Source organism: Polynucleobacter sp. HIN8, from assembly GCF_030297615.1.
Taxonomy (GTDB): domain Bacteria; phylum Pseudomonadota; class Gammaproteobacteria; order Burkholderiales; family Burkholderiaceae; genus Polynucleobacter.
This window is the reverse complement of the sequence record NZ_AP028139.1, coordinates 501,614-525,702: the sequence shown is the minus strand read 5'-3', so window position 1 is coordinate 525,702 and position 24,089 is coordinate 501,614. Positions and strand designations below refer to the sequence as shown.

Genomic DNA, 24,089 nt, shown 5'->3' with positions numbered 1-24,089 from the left:
TCATGAATTAAATTTCAGCAACATTTTTTCCAGTCAGTGCGCGCTGAATACTCGCATTCATGCGCTTTTCAGCAAACGGATCAGTGGTCTTCGCAGCTTTTTCAATGGCTTTACGTAACACATCACTGTTCGTTTCCGATTCTAAAAGGGTTTGCAACAGGGCCATCTCTTTACGAATTAAGGCGCGCTCAACATCCGTTAACAAATCACCGTCTTCTTGCAGTGCGGCACCCACTGCTTCCAATAAGCGCCTTGCTTCGACCTGCTCCTCGCGCAATGCACGAGCGCGCATATCATCGCCTGCGGCCTGAAATCCATCTTGCAACATGCGTGCAATCTCAGCATCACTAAGTCCATAAGAGGGTTTGATCTCAATCGATGCCTGGACTCCGGAACTTTGTTCAATCGCATGCACCGATAAAAGTCCATCGGCGTCGACCTGGAATGTCACTCGAATCCGCGCGGCACCAGCAACCATTGGAGGAATTCCTTTGAGCTCAAAACGCCCCAATGATCGGCACGCATCGACGACCTCACGCTCGCCCTGCACAATATGTAGCGCTAGACCGGTCTGACCATCTTTAAAGGTTGTGAAATCTTGTGCCCTAGCGACCGGTATGGGTGTATTGCGAGGAATAATTTTTTCTACAAGGCCGCCCATGGTCTCTAATCCAAGGGACAGTGGGATGACATCAAGTAATAGCCACTCATTATTCTTGCTTTGATTGCCTGCTAGAAGATCGGCCTGCATCGCTGCACCAAGGGCAACCACCTGATCGGGGTCAAGGTTATTTAGAGGCTGGGTCTTGAAAAATGCCCCAACGCTTGCTTGAACATGTGCCATTCGGGTAGCGCCACCAACCATCACCACGCCCTTCACATCACCCACTTGGAGCTGAGCATCACGCAGTGCTTTGCGAACAGAAACCATGGTCTTATCCACTAAAGGCTTAGTCAGCCTCTCAAATTGGTCCCGGGTGAGCACCATGGAGATGGGTTGTCCGTTCATCAGCGTGAGCTCAATCGAGATCTCGGTCACTTCGCTTAATTCTTCTTTGGCACGCTTGGCTGCACTCAGTAACGCGCGTTGATCCTGTGGCTCAAGACTTGAAAGCTGAGTCTCTTGAATCATCCACGTATATATAAGCCGATCAAAGTCATCGCCTCCCAAGGCGGAATCCCCGCCGGTGGATAAAACTTCGAACACGCCCTTACTCATTCGCAAAATCGAGATATCAAAAGTGCCACCGCCAAGATCATAGACGGCATAAATACCTTCCGAGGCATTATCTAAGCCATACGCAATTGCTGCTGCAGTGGGTTCATTGAGTAGACGCAGAACATGAAGTCCGGCAAGCTTCGCAGCATCTTTGGTAGCCTGACGCTGGGCATCATCAAAGTAGGCGGGCACAGTAATCACCGCACCAACAATTTCATCTTGCACAGAGTCCTCAGCGAGCTGGCGCAATCGCGCCAAGATCTCTGCGCTCACCTCTACTGGGCTTTTATCCCCTGCAACGGTTCGCAACTTGACCATGCCAGGCTCATCAATCAATGCATACGGAAAGTCGTGTTGCGTGAAATCATTTAAACCACGTCCCATAAAACGCTTTACCGAGACAATCGTATTTTTGGGGTCTTCGATCACATGGGCTAAAGCCTCAAATCCCCCCTGAGTTCTACCGTCTGGTAAATACCGAATCACCGAAGGAAATAAAGCCTGACCAGCAGCATTGGTTAAGACCTTAGGTAGAGCATCTCGAACCACTGCGACTAAGGAGTTGGTGGTTCCCAAATCAATTCCAATCGCCACCTTGCGCTCATGGGGTGCTAGTGCCATTCCAGGTTCAGCGATTTGCAATAAGGCCATATTCGTTTGCTTTAGACCAGTTGCGCGATTGCGTCATCGAGCTCGATGGCAAATTTATTAATAAAGAGTAGACCGCGAAGAATATCCACCGCTTGGCCATAGGCTGACTGCTCAAAAACATCAGTGAGTTCCAGTAGCGAATCATGACGTGATTGTTCAACTTCGGCAGCAAGGCGCTCCAAAGCCTCCAAATCATCGGCATGATCATCTAAGGCTTCGCGCCATTCCATTTGTTTCATTAAAAACTGAACCGGCATCGCGGTATTCGTTTCTAGATTGGCCTCAACACCATGCAGCTGGCATAAATAGAGGCCGCGTGCGATCGGATCTTTTAGGGTTCGATAGGCGCCATTGGCATAGGTCGCCATTTGCATGGCTAAACGTTGCTCGGTATCGGATCCCGAGGCATGACGATCGGGGTGAACTTCTTTTTGAATCGCTAAATACGCGCGATCCAATACCGACGTATCAAGCATGAAACGGGGGGTAAGGCCAAAAAAAGTGAAGTAGTTGTCAGACGCGGAAAGATTCGCCACAACCACACTCATCTTTCACATTGGGATTTTGAAACTTAAATCCTTCATTTAAGCCCTCGCGGACAAAATCAAGCTCAGTTCCATCGATATAGGTCAGGCTCTTTGGGTCAACAAAAATCTTGATGCCGTGAGATTCAAATACTTGGTCTTCTGGAGCCGCTTCATCAACGTACTCCAATTGGTAGGCAAGACCTGAGCAGCCCGTAGTACGAACACCCAGGCGCAACCCACAGCCCTTACCGCGCTTTTGCAAACTGCGGTTGACGTGATTAGCGGCTTTTTCAGTCAGGGTGATGGACATGGCGGTTTTATTTAACGGGATGCTTATCTTTGTAATCTTTCACTGCCGCCTTAATGGCATCTTCAGCCAAGATCGAACAATGAATTTTTACAGGCGGCAACGACAACTCTTGCGCAATTTGCGAGTTCTTAATTTCCAAAGCTTGATCAAGGGTTTTCCCCTTCACCCATTCAGTAACCAATGAGGAGGATGCAATCGCAGAACCGCAGCCATAGGTCTTGAATTTCGCATCTTCAATAACGCCATGATCATTTACGCGAATTTGCAATTTCATCACGTCGCCACATGCCGGCGCACCAACCATTCCTGTGCCCACCTGCTCATCGCCCTTGGCGAAGGAACCAACGTTACGGGGGTTTTCATAATGATCAATTACTTTATCGCTATATGCCATTTCAATTTACCTTGTCTAGAACATCAAATTCTATTAATGGGCGGCCCATTGAATCGTGTTGAGATCAATGCCGTCTTTGTACATTTCCCATAAGGGAGAAAGTTCCCGCAATTTCGCAATCTTGTCTTTCACTAAAGCGATCGTGAAATCCACCTCTTCTTCGGTGGTAAAGCGGCCAATCGTAAAGCGAATCGAGCTATGGGCAAGCTCATCATTGCGCCCCAAAGCACGTAATACATACGAGGGCTCTAAGGAGGCCGAGGTGCAAGCCGATCCCGAAGAGATGGCGATGTCTTTTAATGCCATCAACATGGACTCGCCTTCAACGTAGTTAAAACTGATATTGAGGTTATGGGCAACGCGTTGGCCCATGTCGCCATTCACATAAACCTCTTCAATGTCTTTCAGACCAGCTAGCAAGCGATCACGTAATTTACGAATCCGCGCGGCTTCTTCGGCCATCTCGATTCGAGCGATCTTAAACGCCTCGCCCATGCCAACAATCTGATGAACAGGCAAGGTTCCCGAACGCATTCCGCGCTCGTGACCACCGCCATGGATTTGGGCTTCGATCCGCACCCGGGGTTTGCGTCGCACAAACAATGCGCCAATCCCTTTTGGACCATAGGTCTTGTGTGCCGAGAAACTCATGAGATCGACTTTGATCTTCTCCAGGTCAATTTCAACTTTGCCCGTTGCTTGCGCAGCATCCACATGAAATATGACGCCACGCGAGCGGCACAATTCTCCAAGTCGCGGAATATCTTGAATCACGCCAATTTCGTTATTGACATACATCACCGATGCCAAAATGGTATCGGGACGAATGGCAGCTTCAAACTGCGCAAAATCAATCAGGCCGTTTTCCATCACATCGAGATAAGTAACGTCATAACCTTCACGCTCAAGCTCGCGGCAGGTATCGAGTGTTGCCTTGTGCTCGGTCTTCACCGTAATGATGTGCTTACCCTTCTCTTTATAAAAATGGGCTGCACCTTTAAGCGCCAAGTTAATGCTCTCGGTCGCACCACTTGTCCAAACGATTTCGCGAGGATCGGCGTGTACTAATTTGGCGACCTCAACCCGCGCCTCCTCCACTGCCTCTTCGGCCGCCCACCCAAATGCATGGCTGCGAGAGGCCGCATTACCAAATTGCTCTCGTAAATAAGGCAGCATTTTGTCAACCACGCGCTGATCAATCGGCGTCGTGGCCGAGTAATCCATATAGACCGGGAAATGCTTAGGGCTATAGATGGAGACGGGCTGTAATGCAGCCTTCAGTGGAGCGTTCATACTTAACCTTGTCTTGCTAAATTAAATACTGAGTTGATGAGAGGCCGTTTGGGAGCCTCTTCTTTTTTAGTCACCGCAGCAACCGCTGTCTTTTTCAGTTTTGCAGGCTCAACGCGCACTTTTTTCTCGCGCATATCTGCAATCACGACGCCGCGACTCTCTTGCTGTTTAACTAAATCGCGCAAGGTGACTGAGTCTAAATACTCAACCATCTTGGCATTCAAATTAGTCCATAAGTCATGGGTCATACAGCGACTATGCGTATCTTCCTCGCTGTGGCAGTTCCCTTTGCCACCGCACTGAGTAGCATCTAGGGGCTCATCGACGGCCACAATAATGTCGGCCACACTGATTTCCTCTGGCTTGCGAGCTAAGGTATAGCCGCCACCGGGTCCGCGTGTGCTCTCCACAATATTAAAGCGACGCAATTTTCCAAAGAGTTGCTCTAGATACGAAAGAGAAATCTTCTGGCGCTGGCTAATTCCAGCTAAGGTTACAGGGCCATGCGCTTCACGCAGAGCCAAATCTATCATTGCAGTTACAGCAAAACGACCTTTAGTAGTAAGTCTCATAAATCACCTTGGTTGTGGGTTGATATGGACAGCGATTGCCAGGCAGGTAATACCTGACAATTTAGGTCAAGTATAACATATTCCCGAGTATTTTTATCGGGAATAAGCCATAGAGGTAATGGGGGGATAAAAAAGGATAAGCGCTTGATTTATATGGAATCTTTAGCAAGCGCACCAAATGCCAACTCTTTAATTTTAGCAATCTGATCCCGCGTCGCAGCAGCTTTCTCAAACTCAAGATTTTTGGCCTCAGCCATCATTTGCTTTTCGAGGCGACTGATCTCATTGGCCAACTCCCGCTCACTCATCATCTCGTACTGCGCCTTGCGCTGCGCAATTTGCAACTCCACGCGCTTTTCTTGAACATCGTAGACACCATCAATGATGTCTTTAATCCGCTTCTGAACCCCTTTGGGTTGAATGCCGTGCTTCAAGTTAAACGCAATTTGCTTATTTCTGCGGCGCTCCGTTTCTCCCATTGCTTTTTTCATGGACTCGGTCATTTTGTCGGCATACAAAATTGCTTTGCCATGAACATTACGAGCTGCCCGCCCAATGGTCTGAATCAAACTCCGTTCGGCTCGTAAAAATCCCTCTTTATCCGCATCCAAAATGGCGACAAGCGATACCTCGGGGATATCAAGACCTTCTCGCAATAAGTTGATGCCAACCAAGACATCAAAAACACCCAAACGTAGATCCCGAATAATTTCAACGCGCTCGACCGTATCAATATCCGAGTGAACGTAACGTACTTTGACGCCGTTATCAGCCAAATACTCGGTCAGTTGCTCGGCCATTCGCTTGGTCAGCACGGTGACCAGTACACGCTCACCCGCTTTAACGCGCTCATGGATTTGACCCAGTAAATCATCCACCTGAGAGCTGGCGGGAAGGACCTCAATGGCCGGGTCGACTAATCCAGTCGGTCGAACGACCTGCTCAACGATCTGACCTGTTTTTTGGTTTTCATAATCGGCTGGAGTTGCTGAGACAAAAATGGCTTGGCGCATCTTGGTTTCAAACTCCGGAAACTTCAAAGGCCGGTTATCCATTGCCGATGGTAAGCGAAAGCCATACTCCACCAAAGTATGTTTGCGTGAGCGGTCGCCGTTGTACATCCCATTGAGTTGCCCAATCAAAACATGGCTCTCATCTAAGAACATGAGTGCGTCCTCGGGAAGGTAATCGACTAAGGTGGGTGGAGCCTCACCCGGTTTTGCCCCCGACAAATGCCGCGAATAGTTTTCAATACCCTTGCAAAATCCGAGTTCAGAGAGCATTTCAAGATCAAATCGGGTGCGCTGCTCTAAACGCTGAGCCTCCACCAATTTATTGCCTTTGACAAACTCATCTAAGCGTTCTCGTAACTCCGCTTTAATGGTTTCAATGGCCCTTAAAACAGTCTCTCGCGGAGTCACATAATGCGAACTCGGGTAGACCGTAAAACGCGGTAATTTCTGCTTAATCTTTCCGGTTAATGGATCAAAGAAATGAAGCGATTCAACCTGATCATCAAATAATTCAACGCGGATTGCCAACTCATTGTGCTCGGCCGGGAAAATATCAATTGTGTCACCGCGGACCCGAAAAATACCTCGCTGAAAGTCCATTTCATTGCGCTCATACTGCATAGAAATGAGTCGCGTCACAATATCCCGTTGACTTAATTTGTCGCCAGGCCTTAAGGTCAATACCATGCTGTGGTAATCACCAGGGTTGCCAATACCATAAATAGCCGACACCGTTGCCACAATCACCACATCTCGGCGCTCCAATAAACTTTTCGTAGCGGATAAACGCATCTGCTCAATATGCTCATTTATCGACGAATCCTTTTCGATAAATAAGTCGCGCTGAGGAACGTAGGCTTCGGGCTGATAGTAGTCGTAATAACTCACAAAATATTCGATGGCATTGCGAGGAAAGAATTCCCTAAACTCGGAGTACAACTGCGCAGCGAGTGTTTTGTTTGGAGCAAAAATAATCGCGGGGCGCCCCATCCTCGCAATCACATTCGCCATCGTGAACGTTTTGCCCGAACCGGTAACTCCTAATAAGGTTTGAAAGAGCAATCCATCTTCTAGTCCTTCGCACAACTGATCAATCGCAGCTGGTTGATCTCCCGCCGGAGGAAACGGCTGATAGAGCTGATAGGGTGAATTTGGGAAACGGACAAACTTCGATTCATCGAGAGTTACTGGCGCTTCCATCTTCAGAGGAAGATCCTCTACAACCCCCGCTGGATCGGTAAGAGCCATGGCTTCTGGCTTCTTTTTTTTGCTGCTTGATTTTGGGGTGAGCTTTGGCATCTCGGCTATCATTTATGGCTAAGGATGAATCACCTAGCGATTTACAAATAATCTTCAATTTTGCCGTTTTTATTCCAATTCCACCAACTGCTTCTAAGAGCCTGATTTACAACAACTAATTAATATTTCTAACATGAACCTGTTTTCTTCTGTCCAGCTTGCCCCGAAAGATCCAATTTTTGGCCTAACCGAGGCCTATACCGCCGACCAAAGACCAGGCAAAGTGAATTTAGGGGTGGGGGTTTACTACACCGACGAGGGTAAAGTCCCGCTCTTGCGGGCTGTTCTTGAGGCCGAGAAAGAAGTGGTTGCCAAAGAAGCGCCACGCGCCTACATTCCGATTGAAGGACCGAATCCCTATAACTCAGCCGTCCAAAACTTACTATTTGGTAAAGATTCGGCCTTAATTCAAGCCGGCCGAGTGGTCACCGCAGAGTGCCTGGGTGGTACTGGTGCCCTGCGCGTCGGTGGAGATTTTGTAAAACGCCTTGAGCCGAACTCACCAGCAGCAATTAGCTCGCCGAGCTGGGAAAATCATCGTGGCATTTTTGAGGCTGCGGGATACACGGTTTTGGATTACACCTACTTTGACCCCAAAACACGCGGCGTAGACTTTGATGGCATGGTGAAATCCTTGGAGTCTTTTCCAGCCAAAACGTTAGTCATCTTGCATGCCTGTTGCCACAATCCAACGGGTGCCGATCTCATGAAGGATCAATGGAAAACGATTATTTCAATTTGCCAACAAAAACAGTTAATTCCATTTTTAGATATTGCCTACCAAGGCTTCGCTGATGGCATTGAAGAAGATGGGGCCGCTGTACGCATGTTTGCGGATTCAGGAATGTCCTTTTTTGTATCGAGCTCTTTCTCCAAATCGTTCTCGTTATATGGGGAACGCGTTGGGGCTTTGTCCATCGTGACTCAAAGTAAAGAAGAGTCTGCCCGAGTCCTCTCTCAGCTCAAACGCGTCATTCGAACCAATTACTCAAATCCCCCAACCCATGGTGCTGCGATTGTGGCAACGGTGCTCAACTCACCTAAGCTACGTCAAATGTGGGAGGATGAATTAGCCCAGATGCGCGATCGGATTAAGTCGATGCGCCACGGCCTGAAAGAAAAACTGGCGGCGGCTGGAATATCGCACGATTTTTCATTTATTGAAGCACAACGGGGCATGTTCTCTTACTCGGGATTGACTGCTGATCAAGTCGCAAAACTCCAAGAGCAGGATGCCATCTACGCCTTATCCACTGGACGTATTTGCGTTGCAGCCTTGAATAGTAAAAATATAGATCGGGTTGCTCAGGCCATCGCCCGGGTTCTCATGTCAAAATAGAGTTCTTTGTTGGTTCTGGAGAGTATTCAATGCTTTATCAAATCTACGATTTCCAAAAAGCATTATTGCAACCCTTAACGGAGTGGGCAAAAACAACCGCGGAGACTTTTGTTAATCCAGCCAATCCACTCTCCCTGGTGCCAGGTGCGGAGCGTCTGGCAGCGAGTTATGAACTACTCCACCGTCTTGGCAAAGACTATAAGAAACCTGAATTTGGAATTCGTAGTGTCAATGCTCATGGCAAAGAGGTGGTCGTCCAAGAGTTAACTACCACTGCGAAACCATTTTGTAATCTAGTTCGTTTTAAGCGTTTTTCGGATGATGTTGAAGTCATCTCCAAAATGAAGCAAGACCCGGTTGTTTTAATTGTTGCTCCTCTCTCCGGCCATCACTCCACCTTATTGCGCGATACCGTTCGCACGATGTTGCAAGATCACAAGGTTTACATCACCGACTGGATTGATGCGCGGATGGTTCCAAACGACCAAGGCGTATTTGGTTTAGATGATTACGTCCATTACGTTGAAGATTTCGTTCGCCATATTGGTGCTGAAAATCTTCATGTGATTTCTGTATGCCAACCAACGGTTCCGGTTCTCGGCGCCATCTCATTAATGGCTTCACGTGGTGAAAGTACGCCACGCTCCTTAGTCATGATGGGCGGCCCAATTGATGCTCGCAAATCACCGACCGCAGTGAACTCGCTGGCGATGAGTAAATCAATTGAATGGTTTGAGGCGAATACGATCTACAACGTACCGCCGCCTCACCCTGGTGCTGGACGACGCGTCTACCCTGGCTTCTTACAGCACATGGGTTTTATTGCTATGAACCCAAGCAATCATTTTCAATCGCATTGGGATTATTTTCAAAACTTAGTTCGTGGTGACGAGCAGGATGCAAAAGCCCATATCCGTTTTTATGACGAATACAACGCAGTACTGGATATGGATGCTCACTATTACCTAGATACCATTCGCACTGTCTTCAAAGACTACGCCTTGCCAAATGGGAATTGGATGGTTGGCAACGAACTCGTTAAACCACAGGATATCTTGCAGTCAGCCTTACTGACAATCGAGGGTGAAATGGATGATATCTCCGGCAGCGGTCAAACGCGAGCAGCCCACAAATTATGTAAAGGTATTGAGGAATCGAGGAAAGAACATTACGAAGTGAGTGGTGCCGGACATTACGGTATTTTCTCTGGAAGTCGCTGGCGCAATAAAGTTTATCCCCGTATCCAGCAATTTATTCGGGCCCACCACCGATCCAATCCAAGCAATCAAGACGCGAATTAAATTGCATCGGATTGAAAGTCCATGCCTTCAATTACGCTTGCCGACCTACTCGAAGACACGCTTCCACAAACGCAGTGTACAAAATGCGGTTATCCGGATTGTCGCGGATATGCAGAGGCCCTTGCTGAGGGCGAAAAACCCAATCGCTGCCCCCCGGGTGGTGCAGAAGGAATTATTCGTCTTAGCCAAATCCTGAATTACCCGCTAGATAATGAGACTCGCACCATTAATCCAGAGTGCGGAGCTGAACGGCCACGTCCAGTTGCTTGGATCGATCCGAAAGCCTGCATTGGCTGCACGCTGTGTATTCAGGCATGCCCCGTTGATGCCATCGTTGGCGCATCTAAGCAAATGCACACCGTGCTTCCTGAGTGGTGTACTGGCTGTGACCTATGCGTTGCCCCCTGTCCAGTGGATTGCATTCACATGCTAAATGTGACAGGAGATCAAACTGGTTGGAATGCTTGGTCGCCCGCTCAAGCAGATCTAGCAAGAGCTCGCTATGAATCCCATTTAAATCGATTCGAACGCGAAGAGCGCGACCAAGAGGAGCGATTGGCTACTAAAGCCAAAGCTAAATTAGCCGCATTGGATCAGAGTCAAGCAACAAGCCAAGCACAACGTGAAGAAATCGAACGTAAACGCGCAATTATTGCTGCGGCGATTGCACGTGTAAAACAATCAGGCTCATAAGCATCATGAACCCTGAGCAGCGCATTGCCTTTTTTGAGCAACTGAAGGCAAATAACCCCAAGCCAACTACCGAACTGGAATACAGCTCGCCATTTGAATTATTAACTGCGGTCTTACTATCTGCACAAGCTACTGATGTATCGGTGAACAAGGGGACACGTCGTTTATTTTCAGTTGCGAATACTCCCGCATCGATCCTCGCACTTGGCGAAGAAGGAGTGCGTCCCTATATCCAACATATCGGTCTTTACAGGACGAAGGGAAAGCATTTGCAAGAGACCTGCCGGATATTACTTGAACGCCACGGCGGTCAAGTGCCTAGAAACCGATCCGAACTAGAAGCACTGCCTGGTGTTGGCCGTAAAACGGCCAATGTCATCCTCAATACAGCATTTGGGGAAGCAACGATTGCAGTAGATACCCATATTTTTCGAGTATCCAATCGTACAGGTCTGGCCCCTGGTAAAAATGTTCTGCAAGTTGAAAATAAACTCATGAAACGAATTCCCAAGGACTACCAGGTCGATGCTCATCATTGGCTGATTTTGCATGGCCGCTATGTGTGTAAGGCTCGCAATCCGGATTGTGCACAATGCATCGTTGAGCCTTTATGCTCTTATCGACATAAAACCAATCAAGGAAAAATACGTGGCGCTGTTTAATCCAAGTCGCGATGAGGTTCGGCAATTCTTTTGCAATGCCTGGCATAAACAATTGACTGGAAGTGTATTAACACCCCTTGAGATGATGGCCTGCTCATGGATCAAGCTCCACCCCGAGTATCACGCTATTTTGTCGAACAATGAAGCGCTTGTCCAAGAATTTATCCCTGAACAAGGACAAACTAATCCCTTCTTGCATTTATCCATGCACTTATCCATCAGCGAGCAAATTTCAATTGATCAGCCTCCGGGAATCAAGTTAGTTGCCGAGCAACTGAGTCGTAAATTAGATTCTGAGCATGAAGCTCATCATCAAATGATGGAATGCTTGGGGCGTGCTCTTTGGGAATCTCAGCGCAATGGCCAAGCTTTAGACGCACACGCATACATTGAGTCAATACGGCGACTGATTTAATGATTAGTGGTTACGCCAAATCGGCAATCCCCAAACGGATCGCCTCAGGAATCCCCTTAGCGAGCTCACGTCGCGACTTGAGAACGGCATGAGTCGTATCGCGATGCCGCGGTGACCAAATCGAATCAGGAAAATAGGGGTCATCAGCAAAACGGGGGATCACATGCCAATGAAGATGTGGAACTTGATTACCCAATGAAGCTAAGTTTATTTTTTGAGGCCGCATCACACGCCGCACAGCAAACTCAACCACATCCACTAAAGCCATCAAGATTTCTCGTTCGATACGCGATAACTCACTCATCTCAGCGATATGTCGATTCCAAATCACTCGGCAATAGCCAGGTAAATCAGGTGCATCGACCAGAACCACGCGAGCGTCGTCGCCCCGCCAAATGATGTGGCCGCCATCTTCTTTACAAAGTATGCAATCGCTCATGAGTACTACTGTAAAACAGAAAGGCGCTTAAGTCACCCTTTTGAGATGCTGTAAGCGCCTTTCACAACTGCATAATCCGCCGATTAGGCGGATGAATCATTAATGGAATTGCTCTTCTTCAGTCGACCCAGTCAACGCAGTCACTGATGATTTGCCACCCTGAATAACGGTGGTGACATCGTCAAAATATCCAGTACCAACCTCTTGTTGATGGGAAACAAAGGTATAACCCCGATCACGCGCTGCAAACTCGGGCTCTTGAACTTTCTCAACATAGGCTGTCATACCGCGCTTGACATAGTCTTGCGAAAGATCATACATGTTGTACCACATCGAATGGATACCGGCCAAAGTAATGAATTGGTACTTGTAACCCATGGCACCCAACTCACGTTGAAACTTAGCAATCGTTGCATCGTCTAAGTTCTTCTTCCAGTTAAAGGATGGCGAGCAGTTATAAGCCAACATTTTTCCTGGAAACTTCTCACGAATTGCCTCAGCAAACTTCTTGGCAAAATCCAAATCGGGAGTACCGGTCTCACACCAGACCATATCAGCATATTGCGCATACGCTAAACCACGAGAAATCGCCTGTCCTAAACCTTTACGGGTTTTATAAAAACCCTCAGGGGTTCTCTCGCCGGTTAAGAACGGTTTATCGTTTTCATCGTAATCCGAAGTTAATAGATCAGCAGCCTCGGCATCGGTTCTCGCCAAAATAATCGTTGGTACACCCATGACATCCGCAGCCAAACGAGCAGCAATTAATTTTTGTACAGACTCTTGAGTAGGTAATAGCACCTTACCACCCAAATGTCCGCATTTTTTAACGGATGACAATTGGTCTTCGAAATGCACACCAGCTGCGCCATTTTTAATTAATGCTTTACTTAATTCATATGCATTAAGAACACCGCCAAAGCCAGCTTCGGCATCGGCAACGATTGGAGCAAAGTAATCGATGTAACCAGGATCGCCTGGATTAATTCCCTTTGACCACTGAATTTGATCGGCGCGCTCAAAGGTATTGTTGATCCGCTCAACCACCTTCGGTACGGAATCCACTGGATAGAGAGATTGATCTGGATACATCGCTGCATAGGTATTGTTATCAGCAGCCACTTGCCAACCTGATAAGTAGATTGCTTTAACGCCAGCTTTTACTTGCTGCATGGCTTGACCGCCAGTTAACGCGCCCAAACAATTTACATAGGCTTCGTTATTGACTAAATTCCATAATTTCTCTGCGCCCTGTCTCGCCAAGGTGTACTCTGGACGAACAGAACCCCGAAGACGTACAACATCTTCTGCGGTGTAGCCGCGCTTTACCCCTTGCCAACGTGGATTAGTATCCCAATCCTTTTGAATCGTTGCTGCTTCTGCTTTACGAGTCACCATATTGCTCTCCTTCATTCAAGATAAAAATTGATGTCGACGAGGGCTTAAAAAACCCAAACTCTTATGTCTTATATAAGAGTTTAGAGAGCTAACTATGATTAAAGCTTGAAAAGTTGGAGCAAATCGAAATAAATTTCTTTAATTAATTCAATTACTTATGAATTAATTTTTGTAATACGAAATAATGAGTTGCAAAATGAAACTGGCTACTACTTTTGATTTCTCCAACTTTTTATCTGATGAAATCAATATTTCATCATATGGAAATAGGCATTAACTGGCCGCAGCCGGTCGATTGGGAATGCTACCTGCGACTCTAAACGCTGTAAAGATAATCAAGCATTGAATAAAGGCAACGCCCAAGAAAAGCCAATTAGGTCTGCCAGCATCTAACAAAATACCAAAGGCGAGCGGACCCACTGAAGCACCAAGATCGATGCCTGAGTAAACAATGCCATAGACTCGACCAGAGGCACCTTGTGGTGTTGCGGAGCGAATCATTAAATCACGTGATGGTGCTGCAATACCCAAGCCAATGCCAATCACAATAAACAAGGTAGGAATCAAGGTGGCCGATACTAACTCCGCCCCAATAATTACCGACATCAGTGCACTAACAAATAAACAGATGACCACGGTACGTTCTGGCGCAGCAAAGCGGCTTGCCAGATAACCACCAAACAACATACCACCTGCAGTTCCAAGAGCCAATAGGGTTAGAAAAAAGTTACCAGAGGCAACCGAGATTTCGTAAGTTTTAAACAATGCGCTTGGGGCAAATGACTGAATGCCCGACATTGCCACCATACTAAAAAAGAAAAAGAGCCAACATAACCAAACAGCAGGTAACTTTAAGAAATCAAAAGTTCCCAGCGGTTGATGGTTGGGGTCTTCCTTGCGTGCATTTGCCAAATTACTGGCTTGACGCTCCTTGGCATCATCCGTCAGTAAGTCGCGGTTAAACCAGATCAATATAAGAACTGAGATCGCCAAGATCGCAGCTGCCATCATCGCTGTGCGCCAATTTGCAAGCTCTGCAATAGCCACCATAAAAACTGGGGCTAAAGCCCAACCGAGATAACCGGTGACGCCATGAAAGGAATAGGCGTACGGTAATCGTTTTGCTGAAATCTTATGATTGATTAAGGTGTAATCGACCGGATGAAAAACACCATTACCGCACCCCATCAAAATCGCACCGATCATTAACCCCAAATAGCTTGAGCTCACAGCGTAGGTCACTGCGGACAAAGCCAATAATCCAATCCCAGCGAACAAGACCGGACGAGCGCCTTTGTGATCGACTAGAAAACCTGAAGATGCTTGCACGATGCAGGAAACCACAAAGAACACGGTCATCAACAAACCAAGCTCGGCATACGACAAGCCAAATTCGATCTTCAACCAGGGGAAAAGAGGGGGGAGAACTAAATGATAAAAATGTGAGGTGCCGTGCGCGAGGCTGATTAAGCCGATCGTACGGTTATCACTGGAGTAAAAACTGCCTTGGGCAAGCGACATAGCACTAGTTTAGCGCCAGTCGCCCGATCCTCCAAAACGCTTAATGGACGAGACGTGAAAAGCTGAAATCGCCCTTTTTATCCACATCCACTGGAATCACATCCTGTGGGCCAAATTTGCCCTCCAAGATCATCTTCGATACCGGATTTTCAATGTGCTGCTGAATGGCACGCTTGAGTGGTCTAGCCCCAAAAACAGGGTCAAAACCAACCTCTGCTATTTTATTCAACGCTGCATCACTGATATCCAGTTGCATATCAAGGCGGTCCAACCGCTCTGAGAGGTTTTGCAAGAGAATTTTTGCGATCGAGGCAATATTCTTTTGATCCAATCCATGAAAAACCACAATCTCATCGACTCGGTTTAAGAACTCAGGACGGAAATGATTTTTGAGCTCACCAAAAACTGCTTCTTTCACCTCAGCTTGATTTTTACCTGTCATTGACTGAATCAAATGAGAACCAATGTTACTGGTCATCACAATCACGGTATTTTTAAAATCAACTGTACGTCCCTGACCATCGGTTAGTCGCCCATCGTCTAATACCTGCAACAACACATTAAATACGTCAGGATGCGCTTTTTCAATCTCGTCAAACAAAATCACACTATAGGGTTTACGACGAACCTGCTCAGTGAGATAACCACCCTCTTCGTAACCTACGTATCCAGGGGGAGCCCCAATTAAGCGAGCGACGCTGTGCTTTTCCATAAACTCGCTCATATCAATCCGGATTAATCGGTCATCGCTATCAAATAGAAACTCAGCCAACGCTTTACATAACTCGGTCTTACCAACGCCTGTAGGTCCTAGGAACATGAATGAACCATAGGGCTTGTTTTCTTCGGAGAGACCGGCGCGAGAGCGACGAATTGCATCCGATACAGCACGGATCGCCTCATCCTGTCCCACAACACGCTCATGCAAATGCTCTTCCATTTTGAGTAACTTGTCCCGCTCGCCTTGCATCATTTTCGAAACGGGAATACCGGTCGCACGCGAGACCACTTCCGCAATTTCTTCAGCACCAACTTGTGTGCGAAGTAGTTTTGGACGGCTTGAATCTTTCTGTTCAGCCTTTGCTTCAGCAGCAGCAGCTGACTTCAGTTTTTGCTCGAGTTCGGGCAATTTACCGTATTGCAATTCAGCGACCTTCTCGAGCTTACCCTCGCGCTGTAACTTTGCGATTTCAGCTTTAACGCGATCAATCTCTTCCTTCACGGAGGCAGCGCCCAAGGCTGCACCCTTTTCAGCCTTCCAAATTTCTTCAAGATCGGCATACTCTGCACCCAATCGGGTAATTTCTTCCTCGATAAGATCTAGGCGTTTTTTAGAGGCATCATCCTTTTCTTTTTTAACCGCTTCACGCTCAATCTTTAACTGGATCAGTCGGCGATCTAACTTATCCATGACCTCAGGCTTTGAATCAATTTCCATCTTGATACGAGAACCGGCCTCATCAATTAGATCAATCGCCTTATCAGGTAAAAACCGGTCAGTGATATAGCGGTGAGAGAGCTCGGCTGCGGCCACAATCGCAGGGTCTGTAATCTCAATGCCGTGATGCAGCTCATATTTCTCTTGTAAGCCGCGCAAAATTGCAATCGTTGCCTCAACGCTTGGCTCGTCAACCATGACTTTTTGAAAACGGCGCTCTAGAGCAGCGTCTTTCTCAATGTATTTACGATACTCATCAAGCGTGGTGGCGCCGATGCAGTGGAGCTCACCTCGAGCTAGCGCTGGCTTTAACATATTGCCAGCATCCATCGCGCCATCGGCTTTACCAGCCCCAACCATCGTATGAATCTCATCAATAAACATAATGGTGCGGCCTTCATCTTTTGCCACATCATTGAGCACTGCTTTTAAACGCTCTTCAAATTCACCACGATACTTTGCGCCGGCTAATAAAAGGGCCATATCCAACACCAGAACACGCTTGTCTTTCAATGTTTCCGGCACTTCACCGTTCACAATGCGTTGCGCCAGGCCTTCGACGATGGCGGTCTTACCGACTCCAGGTTCGCCAATTAAGACTGGATTATTTTTACTGCGTCGCTGAAGAATTTGAATGGCACGCCGAATCTCATCATCTCGTCCAATCACCGGATCAAGTTTTCCGAGCCGAGCGCGCTCCGTCAAATCGAGGGTGTATTTCTTTAAGGCCTCACGCTGGCCTTCGGCATCGGCTGAGTTTACTGACTCACCGCCACGAACCAAATCAATTGCCGCCTCTAAAGCCTTACGACTTAAACCGTTTTCGCGAGCCGCCTTACCCAACTCCCCTTTATCGTCTGCCAAAACCAATAGGAATAACTCGCCAGCAATGTACTGATCGCCGCGCTTACTCGCTTCCTTTTCGGTTTGATTAAGCCAATTTAATAAAGTTCGACCAATCTGAACATCGCCCCCAGTACCCTGGACCTGGGGTAATTTAGCAATCATCGCCTCAGCAGCTTTTTCCAGCCCAGCAACATTAGCGCCAGCTCGTGTTAATAAGCTTCGCGCCCCTCCATCCTGCTGACGTACCATCGCAAGAAGCAAATGCTCGGGTTCAATGAACTGGTTATCGTTACTGAGGGCAAGGCTTTGTGCATCCCCTAATGCTTCTTGGAATTTAGTGGTTAGTTTATCTATTCGCATGATTTATATAAATTAATTTACTAATTAAAGAGTCTATTTAGAATATGGGGGTAAACCTTCATTATTCAAGTTTTTTATTTCAATGCAATGTGCGATGGCTTGGTATCTTTACTTACTTGAATGCGCCGATGGCAGCTATTACGCAGGCATCACCAATAAGCTTGAAGAGCGGATCGTTGCTCATAACCAAGGGATTGGTGCGCGTTATACACGCGGACGGGGGCCGGTGAAGCTTCTAGAGGTAAAGCCTTACCCAGACCGCTCGAGTGCATCTAAAGCAGAAAGTGCCGTTAAGCGTCTTACGCGCTCCCAAAAAAGACAGTTTTTTATGTAAGGCCCTAAGTTTTAGACCAACGCGACAACGCTTTGTCGTCTGAAACGCGGGCATCAACCCAGCGAGCACCATTTGGGGTATCTTCTTTCTTCCAAAATGGTGCTTGTGTCTTTAGGTAGTCCATGATGAACTCGCATGCAGCAAAGGCTTCTCCACGGTGGGCGCTGGTAACAGCGACCAAGACAATTTGATCGAGCGGCTGTAAGGGTCCAATCCGATGAATAATCAGTGCTTGGTTTAGATCCCAGCGCCCTTTGGCCTGATCAATAATCAACTGCAAGGCTGCTTCGGTCATTCCCGGATAATGCTCTAAGGTCATTTGTTGAACAGTCGCGCCGTCATTGAGGTCTCGAACTGTGCCAACAAAAATAGCAACAGCGCCTACTGCACCGTCACCAGCTCGTAAATTTGCAATTTCTGTACTTAGGTCAAAATCCTGCTCTTGAATACGAACTGGCATATCAGCCTCCAGTCACTGGGGGGAAGAAAGCAACTTCAGCACCCTCTAACAAAACAGTGTCTGCGCTGACCATTTGCTGATTGAGGGCACAACGCAATACTCGGTCTTTAGACAAAATGTCAGCCCAAGGCGAGCCACGCATCATTAAGAAAGCACGAAGATCCGCAATGGTTTTTACCGAATCGGGAATCACAAGCTCCTCTTGCGCCACACCTAAGCCCTCGCGTATCGAGGCAAAAAAACGCAAATGCAGTTTCATGGTGATGAATTAATAAAGTAGTCCACTAAAGGGGATATATCGAACCATATCACCCTTTTTAAATCCCTGTCTGGCAGGGCAATCAATCAATCCATCTCCCCAGGCTGCGCTGGTCAAAACGCCCGAGCTCTGATTTGGAAAGAGATCAAGGCCGCCGACTGCGTTTAGTTTGACTCGCAAAAACTCATTACGACGATCTGGCTTTGACCAATCAAAATCAGCACGCACTAAAAAAGATGGCGGTGTGAAATCGGATCGCCCTTGAAGTTTTAAGATAAATGGACGAACAAATAGAATGAAGGTCACAAAACTAGATACTGGATTACCAGGAAGGCCAATAAACCATGCCTCACTGTCTGTCTGATTTTGTTTACGAACCGCTCCAAATGCGAGCGGTTTACCTGGCTTAATGCCAATCTGCCATAAATCCAATCGCCCCTCAGCATGAACAGCAGGCTTAATGTGATCTTCTTCACCGACTGAAACACCGCCCGACGTAATAATTAGATCATGATCTTCGCTAGCAGTTCGTAGCGCCTGACGAGTTGCTTCCAATCGATCAGGAACAATGCCGTAATCCGTACCGACGCATCCCAGACTCCGAATGAGACCCAACAAGGTGTCACGGTTCGAGTTATAAATACCGCCCGGCTTTAAAGGTTCACCGGGTAAGGACAGTTCATCGCCGGTAAAAAAGGCGGCTACTCTGACCCTGCGTTTGACAGGCAATTCTGCATAGCCAGCAGAGGCAGCAACGCCCAGGTGCTGGGGTCTTAAAACAGTGCCGGCAGATAAAGCGACTTTTCCAACACTGAGGTCCTCGCCGCGCCGTCGAATCCACTGCCCCATACTGGGGATGGAATTAATTTGAACTAAATCCGATTGAGCCTGAGTTGTGCAGTCCTCTTGCATCACGACCGCATCGGCTCCTGGCGGTATAGGTGCACCAGTAAAGATTCTGGCAATAGTCTTAGGCTTAAGCGGCTCACCGATCGATCCCGCTGGAATACGTTGATCCACTTTTAAGGTAACTCCAGGCTGCGGAATATCCTGAGTGGCTACCGCATAACCGTCCATGGAGGTGTTATCGAGTGGTGGCACATCAACCGTACTAACAATATCCTCAGCAAGAACACGCCCTAGCGCATCTTGGGTTGGCACCAACTCATGACCCTCAACGGGCTCAGGGTTTTTTAGCAAATGCGATAGGGCTTCAGCCGCACTGAGTAATGGTGGTTTAGTATTCGACGCAGGAGATGGGCTGATGACCATGATCAATGAACGTGATCTTGAATAAATGCCTTCACTGTTGAAGTGCTAGCCGGTATATTCGTCACACGCTGAGGCTTATCTTTAATGTCAGTAAATGCAATTGGGCATTCAGCCGGACGGCCTAATGCTTCTTGAATCGTTTCCTCAAACTTAATCGGCAAAGCGGTCTCCAAAACTAACATTGGGATCTCTGTTTGTAAATATTCTCGCGCAACTTTAATACCATCTGCGGTATGGGTATCGATCATCACTCCATAGCGCTGATCAATGTCTCGAATTGTCTCTAAGCGATGGTGATGCGTACTGCGCCCAGAGACAAATCCAAATTTTGAAATGGTTTTAAATACTGGATCGTTCGATAAATCAAACCCACCCTCAGTTTCAACTTGTTTAAATAATTGAGCAGTGCGCAAGCCATCGCGACCAAGTAAATCAAAGATAAAGCGCTCAAAATTACTTGCCTTAGAAATATCCATTGAAGGACTCGAGGTATGTAAGGTCTCTGCCGATTTACGGGCTCGGTAAATACCAGTTTTAAAAAACTCATCCAACACATCATTTTCATTGGTAGCCACTACGAGTTGCGCAATGGGCAAGCCCATCATTCGGGCAATATGCCCAGCGCAAACATTTCCAAAGTTGCCAGACGGTACCGCAAAGGAGACTTTTTCATTACTCGACGCGGTTGCTAACAGGTAACCTTGAAAGTAATAAACGACCTGAGCCAAAACCCGTCCCCAATTAATTGAGTTCACTGTGCCAATCCGGTATTTGGCTTTAAAAGCCAAATCGTTACTAACTGCTTTCACGATATCTTGGCAATCATCAAATACCCCATCGACAGCCAGATTAAAAATATTGGGATCTTGCAAGGAGTACATTTGCGCCGACTGGAATGGGCTCATCTTGCCGCGTGGCGACAGCATAAAAACCTTAATACCCTCTTTTCCTCGCATGGCGTACTCAGCTGCACTTCCAGTATCTCCAGAAGTGGCGCCCAAAATATTGAGGTCTTGCTGAGCGCGTCGCAATGCGTACTCAAAGAGATTACCTAATAACTGCATGGCCATGTCTTTAAAAGCAAGGGTTGGACCATTCGATAAACATAAGAGACCCAGTTGCGCTCCATGCTCCTTACCCAACCAATGCACGGGAGTAATATCGCTTGCTAAATCGCTAGGACGACCATTGCAATAGACCTGCGCGGTATAGGTCTTGCGGAGTAACGCTTTTAAAGCATCAGCGGGAATATCGTCGCAATACAAACGAATAATTTCAAATGCCAAATCGGGGTACGACAAGCCCCTCCAGGAATTTAACTGCGCACTAGTAACTTGAGGATAGTGGGTTGGCAAATACAAACCCCCATCAGGCGCTAAGCCCCCTAATAAGATTCCTTGAAAGGTTTGTTCTGGGCTTGCGCCTCGAGTCGATTGATAACGCATATGTAGAAACTTAATCTAGGAAAGATTTTCAAGACGAATCTTAACGATCTCACCAATCACCGTTTTCAGATTTTGCATCTCCAATAAAGCTGCTGTCATATTCTTTTCTTTAGTTTCATGGGTCAAGATCACAAGATCCGTTTGACTTTCCCCTTCAGCAGCTTCTTTTTGCAATAGCGCATCGATCGATACGCCGTGAGCAGCCAAAATCCGTGTGATATCGGCTAAAACGCCGGCCTGATCAGCAACCGCTAAGCGCAAGTAATAACTCGTTGTTACCTCTGAAATTGGCAGAATTGGAGTATTTTGTAAGGCATTTGGCTGAAACGCTAAATGAGGCACTCGATTTTCAGAATCCGCAGTTTGCAAACGCGTGACATCGACCAAGTCGGCAATGACCGCAGAAGCCGTTGGCTCCGAACCCGCACCTTTACCGTAATAAAGGGTCGTACCGACAGCGTCACCGAATACCTGTACAGCATTCATTGCGCCTTCAACGTTTGCTAGTAAACGCTTTGCAGGCACCAGCGTTGGATGGACCCGTAACTCAATGCCGCTTAGGGTCTTCTTTGTAATCCCCAAAAGCTTGATGCGATACCCAAGCTGTTCAGCGTATCGAATATCAATCGCTGATAGCTTAGTGATGCCTTCAACATGTGCTTGGGCAAATTGCATTGGCACCCCAAACGCAATCGCGCTCATGATGGTTGCTTTATGTGCCGCATCTATTCCCTCAATATCAAAAGTTGGGTCTGCTTCAGCGTAGCCCAAGCGTTGCGCCTCACTCAACACAGCATTAAAGTCCAAACCCTTATCGCGCATTTCTGACAAGATAAAGTTGGTGGTGCCATTAATAATTCCAGCAATCCACTCAATGCGATTTGCACTCAAGCCTTCACGCAATGCTTTGATAATTGGGATTCCGCCTGCGACCGCGGCTTCAAATGCAACCATGACTCCTTTGTCATGCGCCGCTTTAAAAATTTCATTGCCATGAACAGCAATCAATGCTTTGTTTGCGGTGACGACATGTTTTCCATGCGCAATCGCTTCAAGAACTAAATCCTTAGCAATGCCATAGCCCCCAATAAGCTCAACCACGATATCAATTTCTGGGTTCTGAATGATGGTGCGCGCATCACTCACCACCTGAGCCTGACCTTGAACTAGCTCTTGGGCCCGCTGCGTATTCAAATCAGCAACTGTATGAATTCGAATGCCGCGGCCTGCACGCCGCTGAATTTCCTCTTGATTGCGGGCGAGAACAGTAAAGACTCCACTGCCTACGGTGCCAATACCAAGAAGTCCGACCTGAATGGGTTTCATCATACTTTTGCTGGAGTAGCTGCAACTGAATTAGTTGCGTGTTTCATGCGATAGCGCTCAAGAAAGTGGGCGATCCGCTTAATTGCTTCGCGCAAAGTATCTTCATGAGGTAAAAAAGTAATCCGAAAGTGATCTGGCTTGGGCCAATTAAAACCGGTACCTTGGACAAGAAGTACCTTTTCCTCTTTTAGAAGATCAGCAATAAATTGTTGATCATCTTTAATTGGATACATTTGTGGATCGAGTTTTGGAAATAGATATAAAGCAGCCTTTGGTTTGGTAACGCTAACCCCAGGGATCTCGCTCATGAGCTTATAGGCTAGATCACGTTGACGAGTTAAGCGTCCATCTGCAGCAACCAGGTCATTAATGCTTTGGTAGCCACCTAATGCCGTTTGAATGGCGTATTGCCCAGGAACGTTTGCGCACAGCCTCATCGAGGACAGCATATTTAAGCCTTCAATGTAATCGGCAACCATCGCCTTATCGCCAGAAACAACCATCCAGCCGGACCGATAACCGCAAGAGCGGTAATTTTTTGACAAACCATTGAAGGTAATGGTGACTACGTCGGTCGATAAAGATGCGAGCGATATATGCTTTTCGCCATCAAAGAGCATCTTGTCATAGATTTCGTCGACGAACAGAATCAAATTATGTTGACGAGCAATTGCAATAATCTCCAGCAAAACCTCTTTGGAATATAAGGCGCCGGTTGGATTATTTGGATTAATTACCACGATCGCTTTGGTGCGCGGCGTAATCTTGGAACGCATATCGTTTAAATCGGGCTGCCAACCTTTGGACTCATCGCACAAATAATGATGCGGGGTTCCCCCTGATAAGGAGACAGCCGCGGTCCACAAAGGGTAATCGGGTGCGGGAACCAACACCTCATCGCCATTATTCAAAAGCGCATTCATGGCCAAAACAATCAGTTCAGAAGCACCATTACCCGTGTAGATATCATCTAAGGTAACGCCTTGAATGCCTTTTTCTTGGCAATACTGCATGATAGCTTTACGTGCTGCAAAAATACCCTTGGAATCCGAATACGCGGATGCATTTCCTAGATTACGAATCATGTCGAGCTGAATTTCTTCGGGAGGGTCAAAGCCGAATACGCCGACATTACCAATGTTGAGCTTGATAATCTTATGACCCTCTTCTTCCATGCGTTGGGCGAGTTCAAGCACGGGGCCACGAATGTCGTAACAGACATTATTTAATTTGTCGGACTTTTGTATTGGTTTCACAATCGGATCTTCTACAAGGTTAAGCCATTGAAATTTAGGGATAATTT

At 47.2% G+C, this 24,089-nt stretch carries 23 protein-coding genes; 6 read left to right on the top strand and 17 right to left on the bottom strand.

Going from position 1 to position 24,089, the window contains the following annotated elements; translation table 11 throughout:
* Positions 1 to 7: 7 nt before the first annotated feature.
* The 7 genes from hscA to uvrB all read right to left on the bottom strand — a co-directional run bounded on the left by hscA (position 8) and on the right by uvrB (position 7,179).
* Positions 8 to 1,870 carry a Fe-S protein assembly chaperone HscA gene (gene hscA / locus QUE65_RS02775; RefSeq protein ID WP_286281736.1) on the bottom strand — a complete coding sequence of 621 codons (1,863 nt, stop codon included), beginning with the start codon at positions 1,868 to 1,870 and terminating at the stop codon, positions 8 to 10.
* Positions 1,871 to 1,881: 11 nt separating this feature from the next.
* The gene (hscB, locus tag QUE65_RS02770; protein WP_286281735.1) at positions 1,882 to 2,346 is read right to left on the bottom strand and encodes a Fe-S protein assembly co-chaperone HscB; all 465 of its coding nucleotides are present in this window, start codon (positions 2,344 to 2,346) and stop codon (positions 1,882 to 1,884) included.
* A gap of 37 nt (positions 2,347 to 2,383) precedes the next feature.
* Complete coding sequence (gene iscA / locus QUE65_RS02765; RefSeq protein ID WP_108508050.1) at positions 2,384 to 2,707, bottom strand: iron-sulfur cluster assembly protein IscA; 324 nt, start codon at positions 2,705 to 2,707, stop codon at positions 2,384 to 2,386.
* Between the two features lie 7 nt (positions 2,708 to 2,714).
* On the bottom strand, positions 2,715 to 3,101 hold the full coding sequence (gene iscU, locus QUE65_RS02760) for a Fe-S cluster assembly scaffold IscU (protein ID WP_215371770.1): 387 nt from the start codon (positions 3,099 to 3,101) through the stop codon (positions 2,715 to 2,717).
* Positions 3,102 to 3,134: 33 nt separating this feature from the next.
* Entirely contained in the window at positions 3,135 to 4,394 is a 1,260-nt protein-coding gene (locus QUE65_RS02755; RefSeq protein ID WP_286281734.1) for an IscS subfamily cysteine desulfurase, read from the bottom strand.
* Between the two features lie 2 nt (positions 4,395 to 4,396).
* On the bottom strand, positions 4,397 to 4,966 hold the full coding sequence (locus tag QUE65_RS02750; RefSeq protein WP_286281732.1) for a Fe-S cluster assembly transcription factor: 570 nt from the start codon (positions 4,964 to 4,966) through the stop codon (positions 4,397 to 4,399).
* 149 nt (positions 4,967 to 5,115) lie between these two features.
* Positions 5,116 to 7,179: an excinuclease ABC subunit UvrB gene (gene uvrB, locus QUE65_RS02745; protein WP_286282404.1), complete on the bottom strand. Its 2,064-nt coding sequence runs from the start codon at positions 7,177 to 7,179 to the stop codon at positions 5,116 to 5,118.
* 232 nt (positions 7,180 to 7,411) lie between these two features.
* Here uvrB and QUE65_RS02740 point away from each other — a divergent pair, with 232 nt between their 5' ends.
* Genes QUE65_RS02740 through QUE65_RS02720 form a run of 5 tightly spaced genes read left to right on the top strand, consistent with a single transcriptional unit; the run spans position 7,412 to position 11,688 of the window.
* Positions 7,412 to 8,617 carry an amino acid aminotransferase gene (locus QUE65_RS02740; protein ID WP_286281730.1) on the top strand — a complete coding sequence of 402 codons (1,206 nt, stop codon included), beginning with the start codon at positions 7,412 to 7,414 and terminating at the stop codon, positions 8,615 to 8,617.
* A gap of 29 nt (positions 8,618 to 8,646) precedes the next feature.
* Positions 8,647 to 9,918 (top strand): polyhydroxyalkanoate depolymerase, encoded by a 1,272-nt coding sequence (locus QUE65_RS02735; protein WP_286281728.1) that lies wholly within the window; start codon positions 8,647 to 8,649, stop codon positions 9,916 to 9,918.
* A 21-nt stretch (positions 9,919 to 9,939) separates the two neighbouring features.
* Positions 9,940 to 10,611, top strand: a complete 672-nt coding sequence (gene rsxB, locus QUE65_RS02730) for an electron transport complex subunit RsxB (RefSeq protein WP_286281727.1) — start codon at positions 9,940 to 9,942, stop codon at positions 10,609 to 10,611.
* A gap of 5 nt (positions 10,612 to 10,616) precedes the next feature.
* On the top strand, positions 10,617 to 11,273 hold the full coding sequence (gene nth, locus QUE65_RS02725; protein ID WP_215371759.1) for an endonuclease III: 657 nt from the start codon (positions 10,617 to 10,619) through the stop codon (positions 11,271 to 11,273).
* On the top strand, positions 11,266 to 11,688 hold the full coding sequence (locus tag QUE65_RS02720) for a DUF1841 family protein (RefSeq protein WP_286282403.1): 423 nt from the start codon (positions 11,266 to 11,268) through the stop codon (positions 11,686 to 11,688). Before nth ends, QUE65_RS02720 begins: the two co-directional genes overlap by 8 nt.
* Before the next feature lie 10 nt (positions 11,689 to 11,698).
* On the opposite strand, the gene QUE65_RS02715 is transcribed toward QUE65_RS02720, so the two are convergent.
* The 4 genes from QUE65_RS02715 to clpB all read right to left on the bottom strand — a co-directional run bounded on the left by QUE65_RS02715 (position 11,699) and on the right by clpB (position 17,690).
* Positions 11,699 to 12,127 carry an HIT family protein gene (locus tag QUE65_RS02715; protein WP_215371758.1) on the bottom strand — a complete coding sequence of 143 codons (429 nt, stop codon included), beginning with the start codon at positions 12,125 to 12,127 and terminating at the stop codon, positions 11,699 to 11,701.
* A 99-nt stretch (positions 12,128 to 12,226) separates the two neighbouring features.
* Entirely contained in the window at positions 12,227 to 13,525 is a 1,299-nt protein-coding gene (aceA, locus tag QUE65_RS02710) for an isocitrate lyase (RefSeq protein WP_251371910.1), read from the bottom strand.
* Positions 13,526 to 13,798: 273 nt separating this feature from the next.
* A complete protein-coding gene (locus QUE65_RS02705; RefSeq protein WP_286281723.1) occupies positions 13,799 to 15,046 on the bottom strand; it encodes an MFS transporter in 1,248 nt (415 codons plus the stop codon).
* Between the two features lie 40 nt (positions 15,047 to 15,086).
* A complete protein-coding gene (clpB, locus tag QUE65_RS02700; protein WP_286281722.1) occupies positions 15,087 to 17,690 on the bottom strand; it encodes an ATP-dependent chaperone ClpB in 2,604 nt (867 codons plus the stop codon).
* Between the two features lie 94 nt (positions 17,691 to 17,784).
* On the opposite strand from clpB, the gene QUE65_RS02695 reads away from it, so the two are divergent.
* Positions 17,785 to 18,024 (top strand): GIY-YIG nuclease family protein, encoded by a 240-nt coding sequence (locus QUE65_RS02695; RefSeq protein WP_286281719.1) that lies wholly within the window; start codon positions 17,785 to 17,787, stop codon positions 18,022 to 18,024.
* Between the two features lie 4 nt (positions 18,025 to 18,028).
* On the opposite strand, the gene moaE is transcribed toward QUE65_RS02695, so the two are convergent.
* Genes moaE through QUE65_RS02665 form a run of 6 tightly spaced genes read right to left on the bottom strand, consistent with a single transcriptional unit; the run spans position 18,029 to position 24,042 of the window.
* A complete protein-coding gene (moaE, locus tag QUE65_RS02690) occupies positions 18,029 to 18,484 on the bottom strand; it encodes a molybdopterin synthase catalytic subunit MoaE (protein WP_286281718.1) in 456 nt (151 codons plus the stop codon).
* 1 nt (position 18,485) lies between these two features.
* Entirely contained in the window at positions 18,486 to 18,743 is a 258-nt protein-coding gene (moaD, locus tag QUE65_RS02685) for a molybdopterin converting factor subunit 1 (RefSeq protein ID WP_215371747.1), read from the bottom strand.
* A gap of 9 nt (positions 18,744 to 18,752) precedes the next feature.
* Positions 18,753 to 20,015, bottom strand: a complete 1,263-nt coding sequence (locus tag QUE65_RS02680) for a molybdopterin molybdotransferase MoeA (RefSeq protein WP_286281714.1) — start codon at positions 20,013 to 20,015, stop codon at positions 18,753 to 18,755.
* Between the two features lie 2 nt (positions 20,016 to 20,017).
* The gene (gene thrC / locus QUE65_RS02675; RefSeq protein ID WP_286281711.1) at positions 20,018 to 21,460 is read right to left on the bottom strand and encodes a threonine synthase; all 1,443 of its coding nucleotides are present in this window, start codon (positions 21,458 to 21,460) and stop codon (positions 20,018 to 20,020) included.
* Positions 21,461 to 21,475: 15 nt separating this feature from the next.
* Positions 21,476 to 22,786: a homoserine dehydrogenase gene (locus QUE65_RS02670; protein ID WP_286282402.1), complete on the bottom strand. Its 1,311-nt coding sequence runs from the start codon at positions 22,784 to 22,786 to the stop codon at positions 21,476 to 21,478.
* Positions 22,786 to 24,042 (bottom strand): pyridoxal phosphate-dependent aminotransferase, encoded by a 1,257-nt coding sequence (locus QUE65_RS02665; RefSeq protein WP_286281709.1) that lies wholly within the window; start codon positions 24,040 to 24,042, stop codon positions 22,786 to 22,788. Before QUE65_RS02665 ends, QUE65_RS02670 begins: the two co-directional genes overlap by 1 nt.
* Between the last annotated feature and the right edge of the window lie 47 nt (positions 24,043 to 24,089).

Bases quoted from the DNA above. Each gene is read 5' to 3' on its own strand.
- QUE65_RS02670 (WP_286282402.1), bottom strand. From the start codon at position 22,786: ATGAAACCCATTCAGGTCGGACTTCTTGGTATTGGCACCGTAGGCAGT.
- aceA (WP_251371910.1), bottom strand. From the start codon at position 13,525: ATGGTGACTCGTAAAGCAGAAGCAGCAACGATTCAAAAGGATTGGGAT.
- iscA (WP_108508050.1), bottom strand. From the start codon at position 2,707: ATGTCCATCACCCTGACTGAAAAAGCCGCTAATCACGTCAACCGCAGT.
- QUE65_RS02705 (WP_286281723.1), bottom strand. From the start codon at position 15,046: ATGTCGCTTGCCCAAGGCAGTTTTTACTCCAGTGATAACCGTACGATC.
- moaD (WP_215371747.1), bottom strand. From the start codon at position 18,743: ATGAAACTGCATTTGCGTTTTTTTGCCTCGATACGCGAGGGCTTAGGT.
- rsxB (WP_286281727.1), top strand. From the start codon at position 9,940: ATGCCTTCAATTACGCTTGCCGACCTACTCGAAGACACGCTTCCACAA.
- QUE65_RS02755 (WP_286281734.1), bottom strand. From the start codon at position 4,394: ATGAACGCTCCACTGAAGGCTGCATTACAGCCCGTCTCCATCTATAGC.
- hscA (WP_286281736.1), bottom strand. From the start codon at position 1,870: ATGGCCTTATTGCAAATCGCTGAACCTGGAATGGCACTAGCACCCCAT.
- clpB (WP_286281722.1), bottom strand. From the start codon at position 17,690: ATGCGAATAGATAAACTAACCACTAAATTCCAAGAAGCATTAGGGGAT.
- iscU (WP_215371770.1), bottom strand. From the start codon at position 3,101: ATGGCATATAGCGATAAAGTAATTGATCATTATGAAAACCCCCGTAAC.
- QUE65_RS02715 (WP_215371758.1), bottom strand. From the start codon at position 12,127: ATGAGCGATTGCATACTTTGTAAAGAAGATGGCGGCCACATCATTTGG.
- QUE65_RS02735 (WP_286281728.1), top strand. From the start codon at position 8,647: ATGCTTTATCAAATCTACGATTTCCAAAAAGCATTATTGCAACCCTTA.
- QUE65_RS02750 (WP_286281732.1), bottom strand. From the start codon at position 4,966: ATGAGACTTACTACTAAAGGTCGTTTTGCTGTAACTGCAATGATAGAT.
- moaE (WP_286281718.1), bottom strand. From the start codon at position 18,484: ATGCCAGTTCGTATTCAAGAGCAGGATTTTGACCTAAGTACAGAAATT.
- QUE65_RS02740 (WP_286281730.1), top strand. From the start codon at position 7,412: ATGAACCTGTTTTCTTCTGTCCAGCTTGCCCCGAAAGATCCAATTTTT.
- hscB (WP_286281735.1), bottom strand. From the start codon at position 2,346: ATGCTTGATACGTCGGTATTGGATCGCGCGTATTTAGCGATTCAAAAA.
- QUE65_RS02680 (WP_286281714.1), bottom strand. From the start codon at position 20,015: ATGGTCATCAGCCCATCTCCTGCGTCGAATACTAAACCACCATTACTC.
- uvrB (WP_286282404.1), bottom strand. From the start codon at position 7,179: ATGGAAGCGCCAGTAACTCTCGATGAATCGAAGTTTGTCCGTTTCCCA.
- thrC (WP_286281711.1), bottom strand. From the start codon at position 21,460: ATGCGTTATCAATCGACTCGAGGCGCAAGCCCAGAACAAACCTTTCAA.
- nth (WP_215371759.1), top strand. From the start codon at position 10,617: ATGAACCCTGAGCAGCGCATTGCCTTTTTTGAGCAACTGAAGGCAAAT.
- QUE65_RS02695 (WP_286281719.1), top strand. From the start codon at position 17,785: ATGGCTTGGTATCTTTACTTACTTGAATGCGCCGATGGCAGCTATTAC.